The following is a 21,754-nucleotide window of genomic DNA, read 5'->3' as shown; positions in this document are numbered from 1 at the left end:
GTTAGTGATTTTTGTATGAAAAATAGCGGTTTTAACTATATAGTATTCAATATGTAGTTACTAATAGTTTAGGATTCAATAAAGTAAATAACAATTACAAATACGATAGAAACCTATCACAGGAATTAAGAGGAAAATATCATCTTGAGTGAAACAAAAGATTTATTAATTAAAGTCTATTCCTTCTTCTAAGAATAGATGCTTCACTACCTTCTCTGGTAGAAGCTTAGAATGATATACCTGTGAGTATGATATTAAGAGTAAAGACTAAAATAACGAGAATGTCATCTTGAGTGAAACGAAAGATCTATGTATAATGGAACATATTCTTTTATTAAGAATAGCTTATCAAACTCCATTTCGTTTATAATGAAGTAATTTATAGATTAAAAGAGTAAAAAATAAAAGCCCGCAGTATTGCGAGCTTTATATAATATTTTATAACTATAGAAGATTATTTTCCTTCTGCAGCCTTCTTTGCTTCTCTTTTTAATTTCAAATTCTCCCAGATAGTTCCACCAATCCAGTAAGGAACCACAAACGTTAATAAGAAAATTAACAACCAAAATCCAGTTGTGAAGATGAACATAAATAATACTAATCCTGAAAACTCTGAAAAATCTAACATTTGTTTCTTTTGAAAAATTACTGGGTACAAAAATAAAATATATTTTCTTTTTTTTCTATCATTTCTTAAAATATTTCAATAGCTATTTAAACAATCTATTCTACCAGTTTTCTTAACTTTGAAAACTCTTTAAAATTAATACTACATAATAATGGAATATAGAATTGAAAAAGACACTATGGGCGAGGTAAAAGTACCTGCCGATAAATATTGGGGAGCACAAACAGAACGCTCTAGAAACAATTTTAAAATTGGTCCTGCTGCTACCATGCCGTTAGAAGTTGTATATGGATTTGCTTATTTAAAAAAGGCTGCTGCTTATACAAACTGTGAATTAGGTGTATTAGCAGAAGAAAAACGTGATTTAATAGCACAGGTATGTGACGAAATCTTAGATGGTAAGCACGACGATCAATTTCCATTAGTAATCTGGCAAACAGGTTCTGGTACTCAAAGTAACATGAATGTAAATGAAGTTGTTGCTAACAGAGCACATGAAATAGCTGGTAAGAAAATTGGTGAAGGAGAAAAAACTATTCAACCAAACGACGATGTAAACAAATCACAATCGTCTAATGATACTTTCCCCACTGGGATGCATATTGCAGCTTACAAAAAGATTGTAGAAGTAACTATTCCAGGTATAGAGCAATTACGTGATACTTTACAAGCAAAATCTGAAGCTTTTAAAGATGTAGTAAAAATTGGTCGTACGCACTTAATGGACGCTACTCCTTTAACTTTAGGACAAGAATTTTCTGGTTATGTAGCACAATTAAACTTCGGGTTAAAAGCTTTAAAAAATACATTAGCACACTTAGCACAATTAGCTTTAGGAGGAACTGCTGTTGGTACAGGATTAAATACTCCTAAAGGATATGATGTGTTAGTTGCAAAATATATTGCAGATTTTACAGGATTACCTTTTGTAACTGCTGAAAATAAATTTGAAGCGTTAGCTGCTCATGATGCTTTAGTTGAAACGCACGGAGCTTTAAAGCAATTAGCTGTTTCTTTAAATAAAATAGCAAACGATATTCGTTTAATGGCTTCTGGACCTCGTTCTGGTATTGGAGAATTAATTATTCCTGCAAACGAGCCTGGTTCTTCTATTATGCCAGGAAAAGTAAACCCAACACAAGCAGAAGCTATGACAATGGTGTGTACTCAGGTAATGGGTAACGATGTGGCTGTTACTGTTGGTGGTACTCAAGGACATTATGAATTGAACGTATTTAAACCTATGATGGCTGCAAACGTTTTACAATCTGCACAATTAATTGGAGATGCTTGTGTATCTTTTGATGTAAATTGTGCTGCTGGTATAGAGCCTAATCACGGAAGAATTACTGAATTAGTAAACAATTCTTTAATGTTAGTAACTGCATTAAATACCAAAATAGGATATTATAAAGCTGCTGAGATTGCAAATACTGCACATGCAAACGGAACTACATTAAAAGAAGAAGCTATTAATTTAGGATATGTTACTGCAGAACAGTATGACGAATGGGTAAAACCTGAAGATATGACAGGAAGTTTAAAATAATACGCTTCTTGCATAGTTAAATATATTTAAAAAACCACAACGCCATGTTGTGGTTTTTTATAGTATTAAAACACTTGTTTTATTATACCAAACAATTCTCTGTATAATCTTCTACCCAAGATTCTCCAAATTCTAATTGAGATAGTTTTTCTACAATTTGATCGCCATATTCTTTATGATATTTTTCTTTTAGTAGTTGCAACAATGATTCTCTGTTAAAAACATCATGATCAAAATCGATAGCTCCAAGATATTGAATTGCTAAATCAATATGTTTTTCACTTGTATCTGCTAAAGCATACATTGCATGTGCTAAAGCCGTTACTTCATAATCACTGTATAACCTAGCTGAATCTTTATATGCTACAAAGTTTTCTATAATTTTTACTATTCTCTCCTCACCTCCTTTAACTTGAATTGCTTTATTAAAGAACACCTCATCATCTTCTACCCCATTACTATTTTTTACTCTAAACTGTAACACATGTCCACTTCTAATATCATCAATTGCTGTTGTTAGCTTTATGATCTCGTCTAATGCAGCTATATATGATAACTCTAAATCAACATCAGATACATCAACAACTACCATTTTATGCTCTTCTATTACTTGTTCTTCCTCAGTAGAGATAATAATTTCATAAGGTTTTGTACTCATTACCTTTTTAGCAATTACTTTTTGAGTAGATTTTAGTTCCTCTTTACTATAAGGCATTTTATATGTCTCTGAATGTTCTCTTAAAATAATTGTGTCTTCTTTAACCTTATAAATTCTACTATGAAAATATGGATGTTTAAAAACTCCAGAGTCATTATCATTTAAACTCTCAGTGGCTAATAATGGAGATAAGGTTCCTTCTAAAGTTACATTTCGTACAATACCTCCTCTAAAAGATATCCATAGAGATCCGTTATCATCAAACACTATTGAGTATATATGATCATTAATTAGCTTTGCTACTGCTTCTTGATACTCCTCTTCGTCTTCTTTAGTTTTTAATTCCTCGGCTATTTTTTCATTATCATTTTCCTTATAACCTAAATGCTCAACAGAAAGCTCTCTTATTGGAATAATATTAGTAATTTCAAAAGTATCAAGATCAAAAACCATAATTTTTAATACAAATACAGAAACTCCTTCTTCATTTTTCTTTATTTCTATATCATCTGTAAGTGGCATTACTCCTACATTCTGTTGAACATTAATTACAGGATTAAAAGGTTCTAAATCGTCCCATTGAGGATATTTCACAGGAAAAAATTTTAACTCCTCTGATACAGGGTTCAATACATAAAATCCATGAGTATCATCATAAGAATCAGGTTCATAGTATATAATTTTCTCTTCATTAATTAAAGTAAAAAATTGAGATTCAACATATTCTGATAACTCAATAGTTTTCAATATCGAAAAATCAATTAAAGAAATAATTTCCATAGTCATTGTTCTACCTACTGAGACATATAACTTTGTTTTATCTTCTGAAATTTGTGCTCTAGTATTGATTTTACCTTCATAATTCTTTTCGAAAATCAGCTCTTTTTTAGAAATACTGTATATACGAATCCAACCATTCCAATTCCCGATAACAAAACAATCATCGTTATACATTTCAGCCAATACAATAGGCGCGCTATCTCCTTTTAGTGCAAATGTCCATGCTAATGTGTAATGATTTTCTTTATGTTTTTTTAGTACTTGTACATGGTTTCCACCATCACGTTTTGTTTCAATTAGGTATTTCATTTTTAAAATCTAATGGTTTATTATGTTTTAATTATAGGATACATAATTCTTATTCACACGCATTTTTTGCAGATAAATTACGGAAGGGAATTATGTATAATTGGTTGCATTTTTAAGGCTAATTTAATTAAAATAAGCTTCAAAGTTTACTAAAAAAAGTTATCATTTTATAGTTATTTCTTAGCGACTCTTAGACAATACTTTCCACTTTTATAGCCACAGCAAATAGTAGTATGTTTAAGCTTATAATATAAAAAAACACAACATAGTGTTATGGTTTTTTATATTATTGAAACGCTAGTTCGATTATACCAAGCAATTCTCTGTGTAATCTTCTACCCAATATTCACCAAATTCTAATTGAGATAGTTTTTCTACAATTTGATCGCCATGTTCTTTATGATATTTTTCTTTTAGCAATGGTAATAATGATTCTCTGTTAAAAACATCATGATCAAAATCGATAGCTCCAAGATACTGAATTGTCAAATCTATATGTTTTTCACTTTTATCTGCTAAAATATACATGGCATGTCCCAGAGCCGTTATTTCACAATCATTATATAAACTACCTGCATCTTCATATGCTACAAAGTTTTTTATAATTTTAACCATTCTATCTTCACCTCCTTTAACTTGAATTGCATTATTAAAAAATACCTCATCATCTTCTACCCCATTATTATTTTTTACTCTAAACTGTAACAAGTGTCCACTCCTAATATCGTCAATTGCTGTTGTTAACTTTACCATCTCATCTAATGCAACTATATATGAAAACTCTAAATCAATACCAGATACATCAACAACTACCATTTTCAACTCTTCTATTGCTTGTTGTTCCTCTGTAGAAATATCAACTTCATACAGTTTTGTACTCATTACCTTTTTAGGAATTACTTTTTGAGTAGATTTTAATTCCTCCTTGTTATAAGGCATTTCGTATATATCTGGATGTTCTTCTAAAATAATAGCATTTTCTTTAACTTTATGAATTCTACTATGAAAATATGGGAGTTTAAAAACTCCAGGGGTATTATCATTTAAACTTGCAGTGGCTAATAATGGAGATAAAGTTCCTTCTAAAGTTACATTTCGTACAATACCTCCTCTAAAAGACACCCATATAGAATGATCAACATCAAACACTATTGAGTATATATGATCGTTAATTAAGCTTGCTACGGCATCTTTATACGCTTCTTCATCGTCTTTAGTTTTTAATTGTTCAGCTTTTTCTTCATTATCACTTTCGTCATAGCCTAAATGCTCAACGGAAAGCTCTCTTATTGGAATAATTTTGGTAATTTCAAAAGTATCAAGATCAAAAACCATAATTTTTAATACAAATACAGGAACACCTTCTTCGTTTTTCTTTATTTCTATATCATCTGTAAATGGCATTACTCCTACATTTTTCTTAACGTTAATTGTAGGTTTAAAAATTTCAATACTATCCCACTGAGGATATTTCATAGGAAAATATTTTAGTTCCTCCGATACAGGATTCAATACATAAAAACCATGAGTATCATGAGATCGTTTACAGTGATAGTATATAATCTTTTCTTCATTTATTAAGCTAGCATATTTCGATTTAACACGTTCTGATAACTTAATAGTTTTCAATATCGAAAAATCGATTAAAGAAATAATTTCCACAGCCTTTTTTCGACCTAAAGAGACATATAACTTTGTTTTATCTTCAGAAATTTGCGCTCTAGCATTTACTCTATTTTCATAATTCTTTTCAAAAATTAGTTCTTTTTTAGAAATACTGTACATACGAATCCAACCATTCCAATTCCCAATAACAAAACAATCATCATTATACATTTCAGCCAATACAATAGGTTCACTATCTCCTTTTAGTGCGAATGTCCACGCTAATGTGTAATGATTTTCTTTTCGTTTTTTTAATACTTGTACATGGTTTCCACCATCTTGTTTTGTTTCAATTAGGTATTTCATTTTTAAATTCTAATGGTTTATTATAGCTTTAATTATAGAGTGTATAATTCCTGTCTTCCATTACTTCATACAGATAAATTACAAAAGGGAATTATGTATAATTAATTGCATTTTTAAGGCTAATTTAATTAAAACGGCTATCAAAATTTACTAAAAAAAAGACATTATTTTATAGTTATTTCTTAATTACTCTAAGACAATACTTTCCGTTTTTATAGCTATAGTAAATAGTAGTATGTTGTAAGCTATAATATAAAAACCACAACATCAATGTTGTGGTTTCTTGTTTTTATATAATCATTACAAGCTGTTTAAAACAGCTTGTAATGATTATATAAAAACTACTTCGTTTCTACCTATAGTTAAGACATCTCAATCGTAATGATAACATTTATTAAAAGTTATATTGAAGCGATGCTTTTAAGAAAAAAGGAGTTCCTGGTGTAAAATGAATTTCCTCAACAGGAGCTAATTCGTTTTGTAATCTTGATTCTGTTGCAAATTGTGTTTCGTTCCAATCTGTATCAAATAAGTTTTGAATTTGAATTCCTAAACTTACATCTTTCCATCTGTATCCCATGTTTAAATCGGCTACTGTATATCCTTCTGCAACAATAGAATTATCTTCGTTTGCAGGACGATTATCTAAATGACGTACATTAATTCCTCCGTAAAATCCTGAATCAAACAATACGTTTAATCCACTTACCAATGTAAAATCTGGAGCTAATGGAATAAAGTTTTGACCTGCTGGATCGTTAATAGAACGTGCATGTGTATAGTTTGCGTCTACGCTCCAATATAACCAAGATAAAGGTTGATAACGGTAACTTAAGTCAATTCCTTGGCGTCTTGTTTCTCCACTTGGTTCTACGATTCCTGCATCTCCTACATACACAAATTCTTGCTCTACATATAAATACCAATAAGCTAAGTTGAAAAACATTTTAGGCGTAGGTTTCCAAATAAAACCTGTATCGAAACCATAGGTTGCTGGTAATATTTCTCTTCCTTGTTCTGCCACTACTACTCTAGTATCGTTAGAGTGAAATCCTTTTCCTGTTTTTACATATAATTGTAATTTGTCTGAGGTATTGTAAAATACATTGAACTTAGGACTAACGATTGCATTTGTTTCTTTCTGCGTTTGGTATTGTGTAACCAAAGCATCGTTGTACTGAAAATTGAAATAATCTAAACGTACAGATGGATTTAACATCCACTTCCCAATTTGTAATGTAGTTCCTACATATCCTCCTACATTTGTTTCATTAATATTTCCTAACTGAATACGTTGTAAAACCTGACTACGATTTAAAGTACGCGATAATTCATTATCTCTACTTCTATCGTTTCTAAGACTAATTCCTGCTACCCAATGTCCGTTTATCTTATCTCCGTAAAATACTTTTTTATACTCGCTATTAAAGCCAAAAATAGTACGGTTTTCTTTCTGCTTAATTTGATCTCCATTTACAGGATCTTCTAAAAAGAAGGTGAAATTTGAAAATAATTCAAAATCATACTTACTCATGTAAGCCGCACTTTTTAAAGACTCGCTGTCACTAATCATTTTATCGTGATTCAATAAAATATTGGTACGTGAAGTATTTCCTCCTTCTGTGTCGTCTATAGCTCCAAATCGAGTAATTAGTCCATTATCTATTGCGCGTTGCGGAACTTGACCAGAAGCATCCCATTTACTTGTAAAATGCGATACCGTAACTCCAACTTTGTCTGTAGCGTTTATATATCCTGTATATTTCCCAAATACATTAATTCTATTAAAGTTTTGTGGACTTTCAAAAGGTCCATCTGTAGCTAAGAACTCTGATGCTACGTAGGCATTATGTTTTGCTTCGTTTAACAGATTAAACATACTTAATAAACGGAAAGTATCGAACTGTCCTCCTTCTAATTTAATAGTACTATGATCTAATCTTTCTTTAGTTACAAAATTTACATACCCTGCAGTGGCAAAATTTCCTTGATCTGCATAATAGGCTCCTTTTCCAAAATCAATTTTCTCTACAGTTTCTGGTATTACAAAGTGTAAATCTGCATATCCTTGTCCGTGTGCGTGCGATACCATGTTTACTGGTAAATCATCTACTGTAATATTAATATCTGTTCCATGATCGATATCGAAACCTCGTAAAAATATTTGTTCAGCTTTTCCTCCTCCAGCGTGTTGTCCTATAAAAAGCCCTGGAACTTTTCTTAGAATATCTTGTGAAGAGTTTACAGGATCTGTTTGAATGTCTATTGCAGTAATAACATTTAATGCATTTACCGTTGGTGCTAAAATTACTTCATCTAAGGCAATAGATTTAGATTGTAATGTTATGGTTAATGGTTCATTATTTTTTACAATAAAGATTTTACTTTCATATCCTATATGAGAAAAATGTAAGGTATCTCCTTTCGATACATTTTCTAACATAAATTTCCCAAATTCATCTGAGTGTGTATGGGCATCTGTTTTTTTGTTTAAGATGTTTACTTCTTGTAAAGGTTGTTCTTGTGTATTTACTACAGTTCCTTTTAAAGTTTGCGCGGCTATTTGTAGCGATAGTAAGAATGATAAGGCTACGAATACTACTCGTTTCATTATTAATTTTTTGATTGATTATTACATAAAAAAAACAGTAATTACTTCTCTTATTTTATTATTAAACATATAATTACGTTTGTGTAACTATAAACTAACAAATTTCTAATAAGAACTAATTACTGTTTTGTTTTCAGAAAACGCGAAGCTACAAATTAACACGAAGTTGCATTAACATAATTTGTTAAAATACTCTCAATTTTTAATAAAATTTTTAGAGTTTTCAACTCTTAACGTACATGGTTTCATACGTCATTATTTTATCATTAAGACGCTTATTCAAATACTCATTTTTATTGGTAAGATGTTTTGCTATTAGTTTTGCTTCTTCACAATAGTTAGCTACTTTTTCTCGGCTCCAATGTTTTGGTGGTTTTTGTAAGTTGGTAATTCTATCTGCAATTTTAACCAATCCTATTTCTTTTGATAATGAATTAATCCTTTCTAAGCTATCTAACATCATTTCTTTTTTAGATGTCAACGTTTCATTTTTTGTTAATGCTTGAACACCTTCAGCAACAGAGGTTCCAAACTTTGCTGCTATTTCTTCAAAATTAGTTGCTGTATCTTCAATGGTATCGTGTAATATAGCTACTTGAATGGCTGTATCTACATCAAAAGAGGATTCGTAATTATAAGCCGTCAATACTTCCATAGCAACATTAGAAATATGCAATAAGTAATTTGCAGTAGTTCCGGGTACTTTTTGTTCGCTGTGCTTTTCTCCAGCAAACTTCATAGCTTCTTGATATAATTCTTGAGTCATTATATTCTTTTGTGGATTGGTTTGTAAAAATACTATTGTTTTTCTACAAATTCTTTAAACTGACGCATCCACTTTTCAGCAGGTTTTCTATACATACTTGGGAATAATATGGCTATTAGTTTTGGTAATACCCAGTTTATACGTGTGTATTCAAATTCGTATGCATACTTGGTTGTATTCATATCTACTTCAATAAACTCACATTTCATGGTATTGTCCATATGCTTATGATGGTAGCTTGCTTCAAATACATCTGGTAATTGATTATTTGTAATCGTTTCTGTGAGTTCCATTTCTCCTTTTCCTTGTTGGTAATACATTTTAGAAATGGTTCCTTCTTTTCCTTGTACACCACTAACAAGTTCTTTTCTTAAAAATCCATCTTGATATTTTCCAAGGTAAGCAGGATCCGCAAAATAGTTTACTACTTCTGCTCTAGGCTTATTTATTTCTATAAAACCTTTGACTTTCATAATTACTTATTTTTTGTGAGTATCGGTATTGTAATTTTCTATGTTTCGTTCTTCGCGAATTTCACCTATATGATAATAGGCTACAATCTTTTCTATTAGATTGTCTTTTATGTAATACCATTCGCTTACATCTAAACTAAAATTCGTTCCTTGAGTAGCTGTATATCGTACACAGGCTTTGTCTACTTCATAAATACCATCATGAATTTTAAATGTGTAGCCTAAAAACTTGTCTTTATTTTGTGCTACTACTGCTATATAAGCTTCCTTTCCTTTAATAGTTCCGAACGGACTTTCATGTAAGAAGTTTTCTGAAATGGGCAAACTTGAAAAATCTCCTTTTTCCCACAGAGAAAACCATTGATGTACAAGTTCTTTTGTCATTATTACATTATTAATTCATCTTGAAGTTAATGAATTAAAAATAAATAGTGCTATTCACTTTAGTAAAAGGCACTATTACACTGTTTCTTAATTCTTTCATTTTCTTTTAATACCTAAAACTCATTTTTTATAGCTAAGAATCAAGCTCTTGTTCCATTTTTTTAGAATTCAGCTTATTATTTCATGAATTTAGTAGTGTTATTAACAACAAAATAATTCGATTGAGTAGCTACCTATCATTTTTTAATTATAAGAGCGGAATCTGAAAAGCTTATTTAATAGAGTAGGAAAAAATATAAAATTACAGTATCATGGCATCAATAAATGTTAGTGTTAACGATAAAGGACTCGTTACAATTACTTTAGATAAATTTGAATGGAAAGATTTAAAAGTTAATGGTCAATCAGTTCCTCCATATAAAGGATCAGATCCAAATGTTAAATTTAAGTACGAGCAAACTACTTTTGGAGATATATCTTTTCATGCAATTGCAGACAATTATTTAGTTCCCATAAATCCACCTTTTGTATATAAATTATTAGGTAAAAAAGACGGTAGCGATGAATCATACGTTTTTGGTTGTTATTGCTATCCAGGAAATACAAATACACATTTAATTGGTACAGTAAATGCGCATACTGGTAAGATTAAAGAAGCAAAAGATCAAGTATTTCAGTTTAATCAAGGTAGAATGACTGGTATTTATGAAAACGCTAGTTAACATGATTCTTACTTAAAGAACTTTATGAACTCAAGTGAATTTTACAATTGAAATTAATAAAAATTGTACTTCTACTGTACTTAGCAAAACTATCGAGAATTAGTACTTCTATTACAGAATCTTGTTCTCGATATGTTTTTCAAAAGACTTAGCAAGTTAAGTACTCAATTCTTTTATGATTTGGTTTGGATGAAAAATAATCTCTTTATAATTTTTCAATATCACTGGCTTTCCTCCTGTTGTTTCTGGTATTCTCATACATAGTATTCTTTTGTGAAAACTATTGGCTAGTTCAACTTCAGCTCTTATCCAATCATGATTATGAGTATCATTCCCAATTAATACTACTATAACTGCACAGCCTTCTATTATCTTTTTTAAATAATTACGTATAGCTTGTTTTCCTTCATGCCGTTTATCTTCTGTTTCAAAGGTAAAAGTATATCCTTCTAATAAACCTTTCTTTTCCCATTTCTGCATTTTAGACACGTAACTTTGGTCTTCATAAACATGGCTGACAAAAATTGATTTCATACTATTTTTATACTGTTTTGTTATTTTCTAATAAGACTTTTTACTTGTACTTAAGTTGTATTTATAACTAGTTATAAATCAAATAAAAATATGTCGTTGTTAATCCTAATAATATAATAACATATAGAGGCCAGATTGTATATGAAAATAGCACATTAAAATAATTATATGTACCTCCAATATAAAGATCAGGTCTTATTTCCATATTTTTAATTCTCTTAGGCTCATCTGTTATTCCAGCAACATCATTATAAAGCCCTCTAAGCTTTCTTTCTTGTTGTAAGTAATAAGCATCTAAAAACCAAAGCATCAGTATTGGTAAGTTTCCAATCCAAAAAAAGTTGATATTATTATTGGAAGCATAAACGGCTAGTATTGCCGACATAATAGTAATGGTTAATCCTTTAATTTGAAAAGAGTTTGCATTATGTCTTGCTATTATATTTTGAATAAACTCTAAGTGTTTTATTTTATCTTCTCCCATAAAATTATGTTAGTTTATCTAATTTTTTTCTTTTAGTCTTATAAATTCTTATTTAGAAACTATATAAGTCTTAACTGTATTTATGCTAAAATTTTAAATAGCGTAAACACAATTTTTAACTTCTAAAATAATTGTTATATGAAAAACAAAAGGAACAGTTAGGGGGACTACTCTTTTTCATTTTTTCGGATGCTGAATATACGAAATACTATACAAATACATAGAATTTACAGTAACTAAATGAAGCCTATTACAAAGTCAAATCAATAGTATTTACCCATACTCTAGCACTGGCTTTATTCTTTTTAAGTTTTGAATTATAAGCTCTTTTGTATTTAACTTATATGATGTTTTATAACTTTCGCCCTAATTGTTTATAGCCATTGTTTTGTGTAACTTTCATTTTTTTATCTACATTTTTGACATTATATCTGTATAGTCTAAGTAATCTATATAATGAGTAACCAACCCGTCAACAATATATAATACAGCAATACCCGGAAGCTGAAATTCAATTTTCCCTCCTTCTTGTCCAAAATCGGATACGTCTGTTATTCCCTTTATATTTTGATGAAGTACTACATAATTATTGGATTCAAAACTATGGGTGATTTGTATTTCCTTTTCAACTTTAGGAAGAGCTTCTTTATAAAACGCTATTACAGCGTCTTGTCCCTCTATCCTTGCAGGTATCAATCCCTGAGGTGCTGTAGGGTCTTCAAATACTAAATCAGGGGATGAAACTTCCCGAACCTTCTCAAAGTCTCCCGATGTTATAGCCTTGTGATAAATAATCGCTATTTGTTCAGATTTTGATATTTCTTTTTTCATTGATTTTTAAAATTTCGAGTGTTTGTTATGCTTACACATAACGTATTTGTGTATGGCTTTGTTGCGGAATTGTTCGTAGAACCATTACTCCGTAACCGAAAGATAACAAATTATTGTAAACAGTTTTTTACCAGAATTTCCACCAAGGTTTCGATTCCATTTTTTTATTAATTGATTCTAATATTCCATTTTCATTTGGAAACATAATATTCCCATCTCCACTTGCATTATAAAATCCAACTTTATGTTTTTTTGCCAATTCAAGCATTTTTAGATAAGCTCTTTCTGCCATCGACCATCTAAAGGCAGAATAAATTACATCTTTTCCAACGCTATAATCAGTTATTTCTTCATCGTCAATTCGATCATCAAAGTCAGCAGGTGAGTGAGGTCCATTCATTGCAGGAAATTCTGTTATCATTTCCATAAACCAATTCCTCAATTCAATCGAAGAAACTTTTGGGTCGTCATAAGAGTGATTTTCTTCCCATTTGGTTTGTTGGTTATACCATTCCAAAAATTCAGGTTCAGATTTTGGTGCTTTTTTTGGGTTAAAAACCATTAAATCATAACTCATAGTTTCTCTATTTCTTAAATTGTTTACATCGTTCTGTGTGTGGTGCGTATCCTGAAGGGTATGTAGTATACATCTTGTTGTACGCTAGCTTTTACGCTATTTGTTCAATTCTTGCCCCTTTGCATAAAGGATATTCATTTATAAATTCTTTAATCGATTCATTCATATTATCGAAAGAGTCAGAATAAAAATATAGAGCTGTTTCTTCGTTGTTTTCCCAGAACCTTACCGTTTCAGTTGTGTCTCCTGTAAGCCTTTTAATTTCTGAAACAACAAAATTTGAATCACTATTCTTATAAACTTCTTCGTCCAAATTCACTCCGTCAAGATAAATCCCTAATCCTTCTTTCTTTCCGAATTCAATTTTTTGCTCGGTCTTCTCTATTATCAGTTTAGAGCCTTTTGGGGCTCCAAGTTCTTCCAGTTTTTCAATTACCAATCGAATCTTATTGTCGTCAATTTCATCTGTATCAAGTTTAATTTCAACATCACAATATTCTAATTCTCCTGATTTCAATTGCATGGTTCCTCCTCCTGTCACTTCTCCAATGTTCTTATTTTTAAGGAACTCATTTAAAGGGTCTTCATAAATCTCACCTCGGTCAATCGGCATTACCTTATCATTCAAAGTTGCCACTATAAAATTCCCTGAAGATTCATTCTCTTCTAATTTATGCTTGCCAAATAGTTTCTTTAAAAAGCTCATAATTTTATTTTGCTTGTTACTAACAGTCTTGTATATGAATAGTAGCTAATTTTTATACACTAACTTTTCAGATTATAGCTGACCTTTAATTTATTCATTTTATTTTGTTTAAGCGACTAACCGCTATTTTTTATATACGTTGTTGCCAAACGTTTTTATTTTAGTTCTTTTTTTACTTCACAAGGATTTCCAAAGGCTAAAACGTTGTCAGGAATATCTTTCGTTACAACACTTCCTGCTCCAATTGTCACATTGTTACCAATGATAACGCCTGGGAAAATTACCGAATTCCCACCAATCCAAACATTGTCACCAATTAAAACTGGTTTTGTAGAAGTCAGATAACGAGATTCGTTTCCGTTTCCAATCATTCGTTCCGATGCTTTTAATGGATGCGTCGCAGTATATATTTGAACATAAGGTGCAATCAGCCCATTTTTTCCAATGGTAATTTTATTATTATCTAAAAACATACAATTCGTATTGATGAATGTATTTTCTCCAATTGAAATATTTTCTCCGTAATCACAGAAAAATGGGGTCTCAATCCAAACACCCGAAGCTTTGAATTCAAAAAGTTCACTTAGAATCCGCTCTCGTTCCTGAATTAGTTCGGAATCAAGGTTATTGTATTCTTTTAAGAGTTTCCTTGCTTTATGGTACATTTTTAATAATTCCGAATCTCTGGAATCATAGTATTCTCCATTTAGCATTTTATCTTTTTCTGTCATGATGTTTTTCAAATGTGTGGCAGCAGTCTTATATAAGAATAGTAGCGGATTGTTAGGGACTAACTTTTCGGTTAAACACAGGCCTTTTTATTTTACTAACTTTGGATTTAGCACTTAAATCGCTATTATTTTATATAATGTTGGCAATAGTTATATTTCAATAGAGTTCATTAAGTATTCTTTATGGTTTTCAAACTTCGAATGTGATTTAATGTATTTGAGATAATTATTTACTTCAGTATCTGTTTTATTAGTTAAATAATACATTATTCCAGCTTTTAGTTTTATAGCTTCAATTCCTTCTTCTTCGTTAAAAATACTGCCATCTTCGTTATAAGTAATCATCTCTCCACCATTCTCACTTTTCATTATATGGGACATAGCTAATACAGAATAATCACTATTTCCACTTTCAATAATAATCTTCTTTAGATTTGGCAAATACTGTTCAAAACGATTTTGATTAGAATAATAATACATTTCTAAAATATTAATAAATTCTTGGTAATCATCTTTTGCCTCATCAAGTTGTCTTTCATAAATTTTTTGAACTATTGGTTCATCCTTAAAGTATTGCATTGACTGTAGTGAATTCATTAATGACGTATATCTAAAGTTATCAATGTTTTTATCAATTAACTCTAATGTCGTTTTTTTTCTTATGTCCTTAATTAAAGCCATTCTACATAATAAATCAATTGCTTCATATTGGGTCCAGTCATATTCTCCAAAAGCAATTTTGTCAATGTATTCACAAATACCTTCACCAAATGCAACACAATACCTAATAACAACTCCTTTTCGTTTGAAATTAATTGGCTCTGGGTACATATCTACTGCATTATGTAAATAAATATCTACTGCTCTTTTCATTTCATCCAATTTGAGTTTTTGACCAATCATTTCTGCTTCGCAATCAACTTCCTCTTTTTTATCTTCAAGCAATTTTTGAGCTAATTCATTTATTTTTTCGGAAACATAATCTTTACCTAATTCTTTATCTCTCATCTCTTTTCTTTTTTCTTTAAAATCAGATAAATAATCTGTCTTATCAATTTCAGAATTAGTTGAATTTTTAGATGTTTTTTGAAAGTAAGCTCGTAGTTTTGAAAGTAAATTCACTTTTTAAATTAGTTTGTTTTTAATTATTGCTAACGGTCTCGTATAACCGTCAGTTACGGGTTTATATGTGTTAATTTTCGGTTTGACACTGACTTTAGCAATTCCGAGTGGATTCGGACGTAGTCAAATCCGCCGTAATTGCGGTTATACGGTGTTAGCTGTAGTTTTTGTCGTTTCTAATTCTATATGTTCTCAATAAATTTTCCATTTCTTTAGGAGTTATGTTAAAGTCGGTAATTTCTAAACTTTCAAAACCTTCTTTAAAATCAAAATTTAAATAAGCATTCGAGGTCTTTCCGTTATTTATAAATATTACCTCTTCATTTTTAATTTCATTCCAATTTTTAAAATTCACGTTGACTGTTTCAATTCCTTTGTCATCTATTTTTATTTGAGGTTCTGAAATAGTAGACTTTTTAAAATGTTCAAAAGCGAAATAAATTCCGGCAACTATGAATAAACCACCAATTATGTAACTTTCTGAATCTAATATTAGAAAAATTCCAAAAACTGAACAAGCTAGCATTATGAACATCTGAATAAGGTTCGATGTTTTAGAGTAAAAAATTTTTTTTGATTTTGGAACTGAATAATCTTCTTTAAAAACGTCTTTTTTCTCAAATTTCTTTTCGAGGAGTTTCAATTTTCTCTTTTGCTTTGAACTTCTTATTTCTGTTTTTTCAAAAATCTTTCCATCATTCCAAATAAGTTTTTCAGCAATAGCTCTTTTTTTTAATTCGTGAACATTTCTAACATTTTCAAAAGCCCAAATTCTCCATTTTGTTATCATAAAACTCCAAATTAACCAAGCAACGATAAATCCAATTATAAAACTAATTCCAATTCCCCAATTTGGTATTAGACTTTTATGGGATAAATAAAATGCCAAAGAAGGAATTCCAAACATTGATAAGAAAACAGGTATGTTTACAATTAAATGTCCTCTGTTTATAGCTTTATTTACTGAAATTTCTTCTCTCATTTTTTGGTTTCGCGTTAATTACAGCTAACGGTTTTGTATAAGATTAGTTGCGGGAAAAGGAAGTAAGTCGTTTTCCATTGTTGCGGAAAGATAATTAATAAGATTGAATTTCCGTTGAGGAAATTCAGCCGCAATTAATTATACACGGTGTTAGCACAAGTTTCTTTTTTTGGTTGATTTAATCAAATTATCTATTCCTTTATCGGTCAAAATATGTCCATTTATCCAGATTTTTTTCTTTTGATATTCTGACTTAAAATAAATAGTTGTAATAGGTCCATATTTTTTTCTAAATAGTCCAATTATTACTTCTCCTTCGAATGCAGCATTTCTTTTTTTGATTTTTCTTAAATACTGCTTTTTTAGGTCTAGTTTATTGATAGTCATTCCGAAGATATTCTTGAGTATGAGTTTCTCGTTTGAAATCAGTACATTTTGAGTTAAAAAGAGTAAAAAGAAAATAGTCAGCAACCCTGAATAGATTAAAATGGAAATCCAATTTATAATTTTCTCTTTATTTGTTGAGATAAAAGTCAGGAATAGTAAATTGATAAGAACAAATAGAATAAAAATTAAAATTATTCTAATAAATAGTGTTAAACTGTCTTTCTCAAATTTCATTTTTTCAATTTGTACTAACGGTCTAGTGTAAGCGTAGTGCGGGATTAGAAGTACTATACTTTCAGTTTATCGATATGTCTGTTAATATTCAATTCGTTTAAATTTAGAACTTTAGCCCGCATTACGCTTATACAATGTTGGCATTTCGTTGTTTATTTTCAAGAAACGGATTATACATCATAATTGCGTGGTTTTCCACAAGAATTTTTTCAGATTCAGATTCATCATTTCGTTCAATTTGAAAAATTTGATTATGTCTCGAATAACCACCCCAAAATTGCTGTTTAATCATATGGTTTCTTTCCTCAATCTTGAATTCTTCTGGAATAATATTTTTACTCAATAATTCTCCGTTTAGATGTGTTTTGTCTAGCCATAATTTTAGTTGAAATGTGTTTTCTGTTTCGTTTTTAACTTGTAAATCGATATAGTTGTATGAAAGAGTAGCACCAGCTCCAAATGGAACTTTTCTATTTACATCAGGAAAAACGTCAAATCCGTGTCTATATCTTTCAGTTATGTTTAGAGGTGAATGGGCAAAAATCCAAAATAGAAGATTTCCAAGTTGACAAAGTCCACCTCCAGTATCTTTCCCAATTTTTCCTTGATTCAGAACAAGTCCATCTAAATAACCTTTTCTTTTTGTTGGTCGACCAACAAGTTTCCAAATAGAAAATGTTTCTCCTGGTTTAATTAAAATATTATCAATTTTAGATATGGCAATTTTTAAATTTGTCCGTTTATTTTCCTGTAAATACATATCAACGTCTTTAAGAGGTCTTAAAATCATTGATTTGTGTTTAAAAACTGAATTGTTTAAAGATTCAAGCTGTTTTACTTTAGACCATTTTTTTGCACCGAATAACCAGTCAAATTTGCGCTTCATAATGAAATACTCTTTTCCGAGTATTTGTCTTATTCGATTTCTATTTATTGGTTTTTCTATTTCGTTCATTTTTTCTCGCAATGAATGCCAACTTCTTTATATATAGACTTTTGTTGTGTTTATACAACTGAAACAGTAGTATATATACACTTTAAAAGTTTTTAATAATTTGTTTTATGAAAAATAAAAGGAACAGTTAGAAGGACTACCCTTTTTCATTTTTTTTTCGAATGCTAAATATACAAAATACTATACAAGCATTTAGAATTTATAGTAATATCATATATTTTATATTAAATGATTTATTCTTACAAAATAAAAACAGAATCATCAGCCGTACGTCAGGAGGCCTCTGAGATAAAACAGAACCGTCAGCCGTGCGTCAGGAAGCCTCTGAGATAAAACAGAACCATCAGCCGTGCGTCAGGAAGCCTCTGAGATAAAACAGAACCGTCAGCCGTATGGCAGGAAGCCTCTGAGGTAAAACAGAACCGCCAACCGTATGGCAGGAAGCCTCTGAGATAAAATTAAGCTAACTATCTGTAAATCTAGTTAGATAAATAGTATTTAATCAATTGGGAAAACTTCAAAATCTGTATACTCTTTCCACTTATCTGTCCATTCTTCAAAAAGTTCTGGCTGATTCGTTTCCATAAGTTGGAAGCAAATATTTTTCTCTTTATTTACCCAAGAGTTTAAATAGTAAAGTCCTTCGGGAAGCATTCTTCCTTTCTTATTCCATAACTCGTTATTCTTTTCTAAACAATTAGGCTTGAATTTTTCAACAACCATATACTTCTTCATTGTGTATTTTTTAATAGTTATAAATAAAAATATAATGTGAGGAAGATACTAACTTTTGGATTATACCTACTCTATTGTTAGGTCTATTTTTATTTTTTCAGTTGTTTAGTCCAATCAGAACCAAGAATTTTCTCTAAACTTTCTTTCATTTGACTATTCTTATCAATAAAAACAAGGTTAGATAGTTTTTGTAAGAGTTTAGAATTTCTTTCTGCTCTTTTGGCTAGCATTTCAGCTGTTTCTTCGTCATTCGCTAGCCACTTGATTATATCATCTGTAATATTTTCATATTCAGATTCTACCATATCATATAAATTCCGATTACTATCGTCAAAAGTAGAAGTCTTAACACCGTTTGTGTCAGCATCATCATAATCTCCTGCAATAACAATTTTATCTCCTGCCCAAACTCCTATGTAAATTTTATCAGAATTTGGGTCTCCAAAAACTTTATAAAAGTCATTTCCCCAAACTTTTCCACTAGATGTAAGAAGACGTCCTAATACAATTCCATTTAATCCTTTACCTATAAAACCTAACTTATTATTTTCACCTAAATCACCAATATCAATAAATTGCTTTTTTGATACGTTTACTATCTTAAAATATTGTCCCATTTAATTTTTTAAATTGTTTTCAGTCTGTTTGTGTATGATTTTGTTGCATGTACTTAACTTTACTAGTACACAATAAACTAAAAATCAGCGAGAACAAGCAATTACTTATAGCCATTGTTACCAGCAGTTATTTCTTATAATTTTGAGTTTGCTAGTGTATATATATTTAAAAATTCATCTTCGTTTCCATCAAAAAACGTACTTCTCAATTCATCAAAAGTTAAATTTTTAAAATGCCTGTCAGCAACACCACGACCTCCAAGTCTACCAGCTAATTGGTGTTTGCCACACAATTGTTTTACGTTACTCCAATCATCGTAATGTAAATTTGAATTTGGTACTAATCTGTTTAAGGCAGCAGGTGAGATGTAATTTTCTAAATTTCTTTTCTTAGAAATAATAAAGTCTGTTCCATCAACAAAACCTAAATTTTCTAATGCGGTCTTTGTTGGTGATTGTTCAGCTGCATTTGTTTTGTCGCTATCTTGGAATATTAAAAAGGGTTTGTTTAAAGTAGATAAAAGATTTAATGAAACCCAATGCTTAATACTGTCGCAGCCTCCAATAGGTATTATAGCAATTTCAAGTTCTGCAAAATCTTGAGTTATAACTCCATTAACTTTATATAATTGACAAAGATGATTTAGAGCATTTGCATCATCTATTCCTTCGACCAATAATAAAACTTTTGCACTGTCAAATAAAGAAATAAACTGATTGTCAACCTTTATTCCTAAGTCAAATGCTATTGATGTTATATCTGCAATTTGCTGTTCAACGTTATATGTTCCTCCTGTTTTGTGTATATGAGTTATTTTATCCTTTTTGGTATTTGATACAATTATAGGTGAATGAGTTGACACAATAACTTGGTAGTCATTTTCACATAAAGCAATTAGTTTATGGAACAAACTTTCTTGTGCCGATGGATGAAGAAAAGTTTCAGGTTCTTCTAAGCCAAAAATTATTTTTTGATGTTCAGATTTTTGTTGTTCAGCAAGATATTCAAAGTAAGCCATTATTGTAATTCTTCTGAATCCATCTCCTCTAGAACTCAAAGGAACTTCTGTTCCATCAGCTGTACTTTTGAATTTTGTAGATACCAGTTTTGTCCAGTCAAAATCTATTACTGGTTCGACATTTTCCTCACTTGGAACAACATCATTTATTTTGGTTGTAATTTTTTCTAAAACTTCTCCAAGTTTGGATTGTATAGTATCCTCAACATCGGAAGTGTCTATTTCTTCTTCTAAGGTTTTTATTGCTAAGGTTTTAAAGAATTTTTGAATTGCTGTATCTGTTTCAGATAAAGAAGTGTCTGCTTTGAAATATTCAAATCTTGGTAAAATCCCTTTTATTCTGTCGTGAATTATTTTGAAGCGATTACTTCCAGAAGTTGGAAGTTTTTCAACCACAAAAGTGAAGTCAATTCCAGAGTCAATGTTATGTTGTCTTATTTTTTGTCTCTTTTCTTTATTATTAAAATCCTCTCCATTTGCCTTTTGTGTGTCAATACCTAAATTCCCGCAAGCTGTCATTAATTGAGCCTCTGTCAAAGAAATGAAATCATTTTCAACATATTGTTTTCGCTCAATAAATGTGTTCGCTGTTATTCTTGATTTAGAAACATCCCAAACTTTTTTAATTACTAATTCATTATCGTCATTAACTAACTCTTCTTCTTCAAAAGTAGTCTCAATATTTTGGTCAATAATTATACTTTGATTTGAGGGATTGAAGTGAAGTGTAATAGTTATTAAGTTATTCCCCGACTTATTGTTTAAATCATCAGGTGAAGGATTATTGGAATTTAGAAAACAATCTAATGATTTAAGAATTGTTGATTTTCCCGCATCATTCTGTCCTACGATAAGGTTGAAATCATCTATTGTTATTTCTTTTTCATCAAAAATTCCTTTGAATTGATGTATTTTAATTTTAGTTAGAATCATTGTTGGTTGGTCTAATTGCTGGTAACGGTTTGGCTAAGCTGCGTTTTAATGCAGTT

General features: G+C 30.2%; 22 protein-coding genes. 2 read left to right on the top strand and 20 right to left on the bottom strand.

Features of this window, described 5'->3' with window-relative positions:
* Window positions 1-454 precede the first annotated feature (454 nt).
* Entirely contained in the window at window positions 455-628 is a 174-nt protein-coding gene (locus ACKTTC_RS02585) for a hypothetical protein (RefSeq protein WP_167850394.1), read from the bottom strand.
* Between the two features lie 151 nt (window positions 629-779).
* On the opposite strand from ACKTTC_RS02585, the gene fumC reads away from it, so the two are divergent.
* The gene (gene fumC, locus ACKTTC_RS02580; RefSeq protein WP_408038000.1) at window positions 780-2,177 is read left to right on the top strand and encodes a class II fumarate hydratase; all 1,398 of its coding nucleotides are present in this window, start codon (window positions 780-782) and stop codon (window positions 2,175-2,177) included.
* Window positions 2,178-2,259: 82 nt separating this feature from the next.
* Here fumC and ACKTTC_RS02575 read toward each other — a convergent pair whose 3' ends face one another.
* The 6 genes from ACKTTC_RS02575 to ACKTTC_RS02550 all read right to left on the bottom strand — a co-directional run bounded on the left by ACKTTC_RS02575 (window position 2,260) and on the right by ACKTTC_RS02550 (window position 10,129).
* The gene (locus tag ACKTTC_RS02575; protein ID WP_408037999.1) at window positions 2,260-3,924 is read right to left on the bottom strand and encodes a hypothetical protein; all 1,665 of its coding nucleotides are present in this window, start codon (window positions 3,922-3,924) and stop codon (window positions 2,260-2,262) included.
* A 306-nt stretch (window positions 3,925-4,230) separates the two neighbouring features.
* Window positions 4,231-5,895, bottom strand: coding sequence for a hypothetical protein (locus ACKTTC_RS02570; RefSeq protein WP_408037997.1), 1,665 nt, complete (start codon window positions 5,893-5,895; stop codon window positions 4,231-4,233).
* Between the two features lie 394 nt (window positions 5,896-6,289).
* Window positions 6,290-8,506 (bottom strand): TonB-dependent receptor, encoded by a 2,217-nt coding sequence (locus ACKTTC_RS02565; protein ID WP_408037995.1) that lies wholly within the window; start codon window positions 8,504-8,506, stop codon window positions 6,290-6,292.
* Window positions 8,507-8,729: 223 nt separating this feature from the next.
* Window positions 8,730-9,272 carry an HD domain-containing protein gene (locus tag ACKTTC_RS02560; protein WP_408037994.1) on the bottom strand — a complete coding sequence of 181 codons (543 nt, stop codon included), beginning with the start codon at window positions 9,270-9,272 and terminating at the stop codon, window positions 8,730-8,732.
* Window positions 9,273-9,304: 32 nt separating this feature from the next.
* Window positions 9,305-9,745 carry an SRPBCC family protein gene (locus tag ACKTTC_RS02555; RefSeq protein WP_408037992.1) on the bottom strand — a complete coding sequence of 147 codons (441 nt, stop codon included), beginning with the start codon at window positions 9,743-9,745 and terminating at the stop codon, window positions 9,305-9,307.
* 6 nt (window positions 9,746-9,751) lie between these two features.
* Window positions 9,752-10,129: a nuclear transport factor 2 family protein gene (locus ACKTTC_RS02550; protein ID WP_408037991.1), complete on the bottom strand. Its 378-nt coding sequence runs from the start codon at window positions 10,127-10,129 to the stop codon at window positions 9,752-9,754.
* Between the two features lie 311 nt (window positions 10,130-10,440).
* Between ACKTTC_RS02550 and ACKTTC_RS02545 the strand changes: the two genes are divergently transcribed.
* Window positions 10,441-10,851 (top strand): hypothetical protein, encoded by a 411-nt coding sequence (locus ACKTTC_RS02545; RefSeq protein WP_408037989.1) that lies wholly within the window; start codon window positions 10,441-10,443, stop codon window positions 10,849-10,851.
* A gap of 156 nt (window positions 10,852-11,007) precedes the next feature.
* Here ACKTTC_RS02545 and ACKTTC_RS02540 read toward each other — a convergent pair whose 3' ends face one another.
* The 13 genes from ACKTTC_RS02540 to ACKTTC_RS02480 form a co-directional block, all read right to left on the bottom strand.
* Window positions 11,008-11,385, bottom strand: a complete 378-nt coding sequence (locus ACKTTC_RS02540) for a TIR domain-containing protein (protein WP_408037987.1) — start codon at window positions 11,383-11,385, stop codon at window positions 11,008-11,010.
* Window positions 11,386-11,452: 67 nt separating this feature from the next.
* Window positions 11,453-11,869 (bottom strand): hypothetical protein, encoded by a 417-nt coding sequence (locus ACKTTC_RS02535; protein WP_408037985.1) that lies wholly within the window; start codon window positions 11,867-11,869, stop codon window positions 11,453-11,455.
* A 411-nt stretch (window positions 11,870-12,280) separates the two neighbouring features.
* Window positions 12,281-12,700: a nuclear transport factor 2 family protein gene (locus tag ACKTTC_RS02530; protein ID WP_408037984.1), complete on the bottom strand. Its 420-nt coding sequence runs from the start codon at window positions 12,698-12,700 to the stop codon at window positions 12,281-12,283.
* 127 nt (window positions 12,701-12,827) lie between these two features.
* The gene (locus ACKTTC_RS02525; protein ID WP_408037983.1) at window positions 12,828-13,277 is read right to left on the bottom strand and encodes a hypothetical protein; all 450 of its coding nucleotides are present in this window, start codon (window positions 13,275-13,277) and stop codon (window positions 12,828-12,830) included.
* Between the two features lie 91 nt (window positions 13,278-13,368).
* Window positions 13,369-13,983 (bottom strand): hypothetical protein, encoded by a 615-nt coding sequence (locus ACKTTC_RS02520; protein ID WP_408037982.1) that lies wholly within the window; start codon window positions 13,981-13,983, stop codon window positions 13,369-13,371.
* Between the two features lie 155 nt (window positions 13,984-14,138).
* A complete protein-coding gene (locus ACKTTC_RS02515) occupies window positions 14,139-14,714 on the bottom strand; it encodes a sugar O-acetyltransferase (protein ID WP_408037981.1) in 576 nt (191 codons plus the stop codon).
* 150 nt (window positions 14,715-14,864) lie between these two features.
* Entirely contained in the window at window positions 14,865-15,836 is a 972-nt protein-coding gene (locus tag ACKTTC_RS02510) for a hypothetical protein (RefSeq protein ID WP_408037979.1), read from the bottom strand.
* Window positions 15,837-15,990: 154 nt separating this feature from the next.
* On the bottom strand, window positions 15,991-16,818 hold the full coding sequence (locus ACKTTC_RS02505; RefSeq protein WP_408037978.1) for a hypothetical protein: 828 nt from the start codon (window positions 16,816-16,818) through the stop codon (window positions 15,991-15,993).
* Window positions 16,819-16,968: 150 nt separating this feature from the next.
* Entirely contained in the window at window positions 16,969-17,439 is a 471-nt protein-coding gene (locus ACKTTC_RS02500; RefSeq protein ID WP_408037977.1) for a hypothetical protein, read from the bottom strand.
* A 127-nt stretch (window positions 17,440-17,566) separates the two neighbouring features.
* Window positions 17,567-18,394 carry a VanW family protein gene (locus ACKTTC_RS02495; protein ID WP_408037976.1) on the bottom strand — a complete coding sequence of 276 codons (828 nt, stop codon included), beginning with the start codon at window positions 18,392-18,394 and terminating at the stop codon, window positions 17,567-17,569.
* 498 nt (window positions 18,395-18,892) lie between these two features.
* Complete coding sequence (locus ACKTTC_RS02490) at window positions 18,893-19,129, bottom strand: DUF3303 domain-containing protein (protein WP_408037975.1); 237 nt, start codon at window positions 19,127-19,129, stop codon at window positions 18,893-18,895.
* An 89-nt stretch (window positions 19,130-19,218) separates the two neighbouring features.
* A complete protein-coding gene (locus tag ACKTTC_RS02485) occupies window positions 19,219-19,746 on the bottom strand; it encodes a hypothetical protein (protein ID WP_408037974.1) in 528 nt (175 codons plus the stop codon).
* 134 nt (window positions 19,747-19,880) lie between these two features.
* Window positions 19,881-21,698: an ATP-dependent nuclease gene (locus ACKTTC_RS02480; RefSeq protein WP_408037973.1), complete on the bottom strand. Its 1,818-nt coding sequence runs from the start codon at window positions 21,696-21,698 to the stop codon at window positions 19,881-19,883.
* Window positions 21,699-21,754: the final 56 nt, after the last annotated feature.

Source organism: Tenacibaculum amylolyticum, assembly GCF_964511145.1.
Lineage (GTDB): Bacteria > Bacteroidota > Bacteroidia > Flavobacteriales > Flavobacteriaceae > Polaribacter > Polaribacter amylolyticum.
The sequence above is the reverse complement of the archived record's forward strand: the minus strand, read 5'-3'. Positions and strand labels throughout refer to the sequence as shown.

Coding starts and splice junctions, on each gene's coding strand:
- ACKTTC_RS02520 (WP_408037982.1), bottom strand. CDS start 13,983: ATGAGCTTTTTAAAGAAACTATTTGGCAAGCATAAATTAGAAGAGAAT.
- ACKTTC_RS02495 (WP_408037976.1), bottom strand. CDS start 18,394: ATGAACGAAATAGAAAAACCAATAAATAGAAATCGAATAAGACAAATA.
- ACKTTC_RS02505 (WP_408037978.1), bottom strand. CDS start 16,818: ATGAGAGAAGAAATTTCAGTAAATAAAGCTATAAACAGAGGACATTTA.
- ACKTTC_RS02500 (WP_408037977.1), bottom strand. CDS start 17,439: ATGAAATTTGAGAAAGACAGTTTAACACTATTTATTAGAATAATTTTA.
- ACKTTC_RS02540 (WP_408037987.1), bottom strand. CDS start 11,385: ATGAAATCAATTTTTGTCAGCCATGTTTATGAAGACCAAAGTTACGTG.
- ACKTTC_RS02550 (WP_408037991.1), bottom strand. CDS start 10,129: ATGACAAAAGAACTTGTACATCAATGGTTTTCTCTGTGGGAAAAAGGA.
- ACKTTC_RS02480 (WP_408037973.1), bottom strand. CDS start 21,698: ATGATTCTAACTAAAATTAAAATACATCAATTCAAAGGAATTTTTGAT.
- ACKTTC_RS02565 (WP_408037995.1), bottom strand. CDS start 8,506: ATGAAACGAGTAGTATTCGTAGCCTTATCATTCTTACTATCGCTACAA.
- ACKTTC_RS02530 (WP_408037984.1), bottom strand. CDS start 12,700: ATGAAAAAAGAAATATCAAAATCTGAACAAATAGCGATTATTTATCAC.
- ACKTTC_RS02570 (WP_408037997.1), bottom strand. CDS start 5,895: ATGAAATACCTAATTGAAACAAAACAAGATGGTGGAAACCATGTACAA.
- ACKTTC_RS02525 (WP_408037983.1), bottom strand. CDS start 13,277: ATGAGTTATGATTTAATGGTTTTTAACCCAAAAAAAGCACCAAAATCT.
- ACKTTC_RS02535 (WP_408037985.1), bottom strand. CDS start 11,869: ATGGGAGAAGATAAAATAAAACACTTAGAGTTTATTCAAAATATAATA.
- ACKTTC_RS02485 (WP_408037974.1), bottom strand. CDS start 19,746: ATGGGACAATATTTTAAGATAGTAAACGTATCAAAAAAGCAATTTATT.
- ACKTTC_RS02575 (WP_408037999.1), bottom strand. CDS start 3,924: ATGAAATACCTAATTGAAACAAAACGTGATGGTGGAAACCATGTACAA.
- ACKTTC_RS02555 (WP_408037992.1), bottom strand. CDS start 9,745: ATGAAAGTCAAAGGTTTTATAGAAATAAATAAGCCTAGAGCAGAAGTA.
- ACKTTC_RS02545 (WP_408037989.1), top strand. CDS start 10,441: ATGGCATCAATAAATGTTAGTGTTAACGATAAAGGACTCGTTACAATT.
- ACKTTC_RS02560 (WP_408037994.1), bottom strand. CDS start 9,272: ATGACTCAAGAATTATATCAAGAAGCTATGAAGTTTGCTGGAGAAAAG.
- fumC (WP_408038000.1), top strand. CDS start 780: ATGGAATATAGAATTGAAAAAGACACTATGGGCGAGGTAAAAGTACCT.
- ACKTTC_RS02490 (WP_408037975.1), bottom strand. CDS start 19,129: ATGAAGAAGTATATGGTTGTTGAAAAATTCAAGCCTAATTGTTTAGAA.
- ACKTTC_RS02515 (WP_408037981.1), bottom strand. CDS start 14,714: ATGACAGAAAAAGATAAAATGCTAAATGGAGAATACTATGATTCCAGA.
- ACKTTC_RS02585 (WP_167850394.1), bottom strand. CDS start 628: ATGTTAGATTTTTCAGAGTTTTCAGGATTAGTATTATTTATGTTCATC.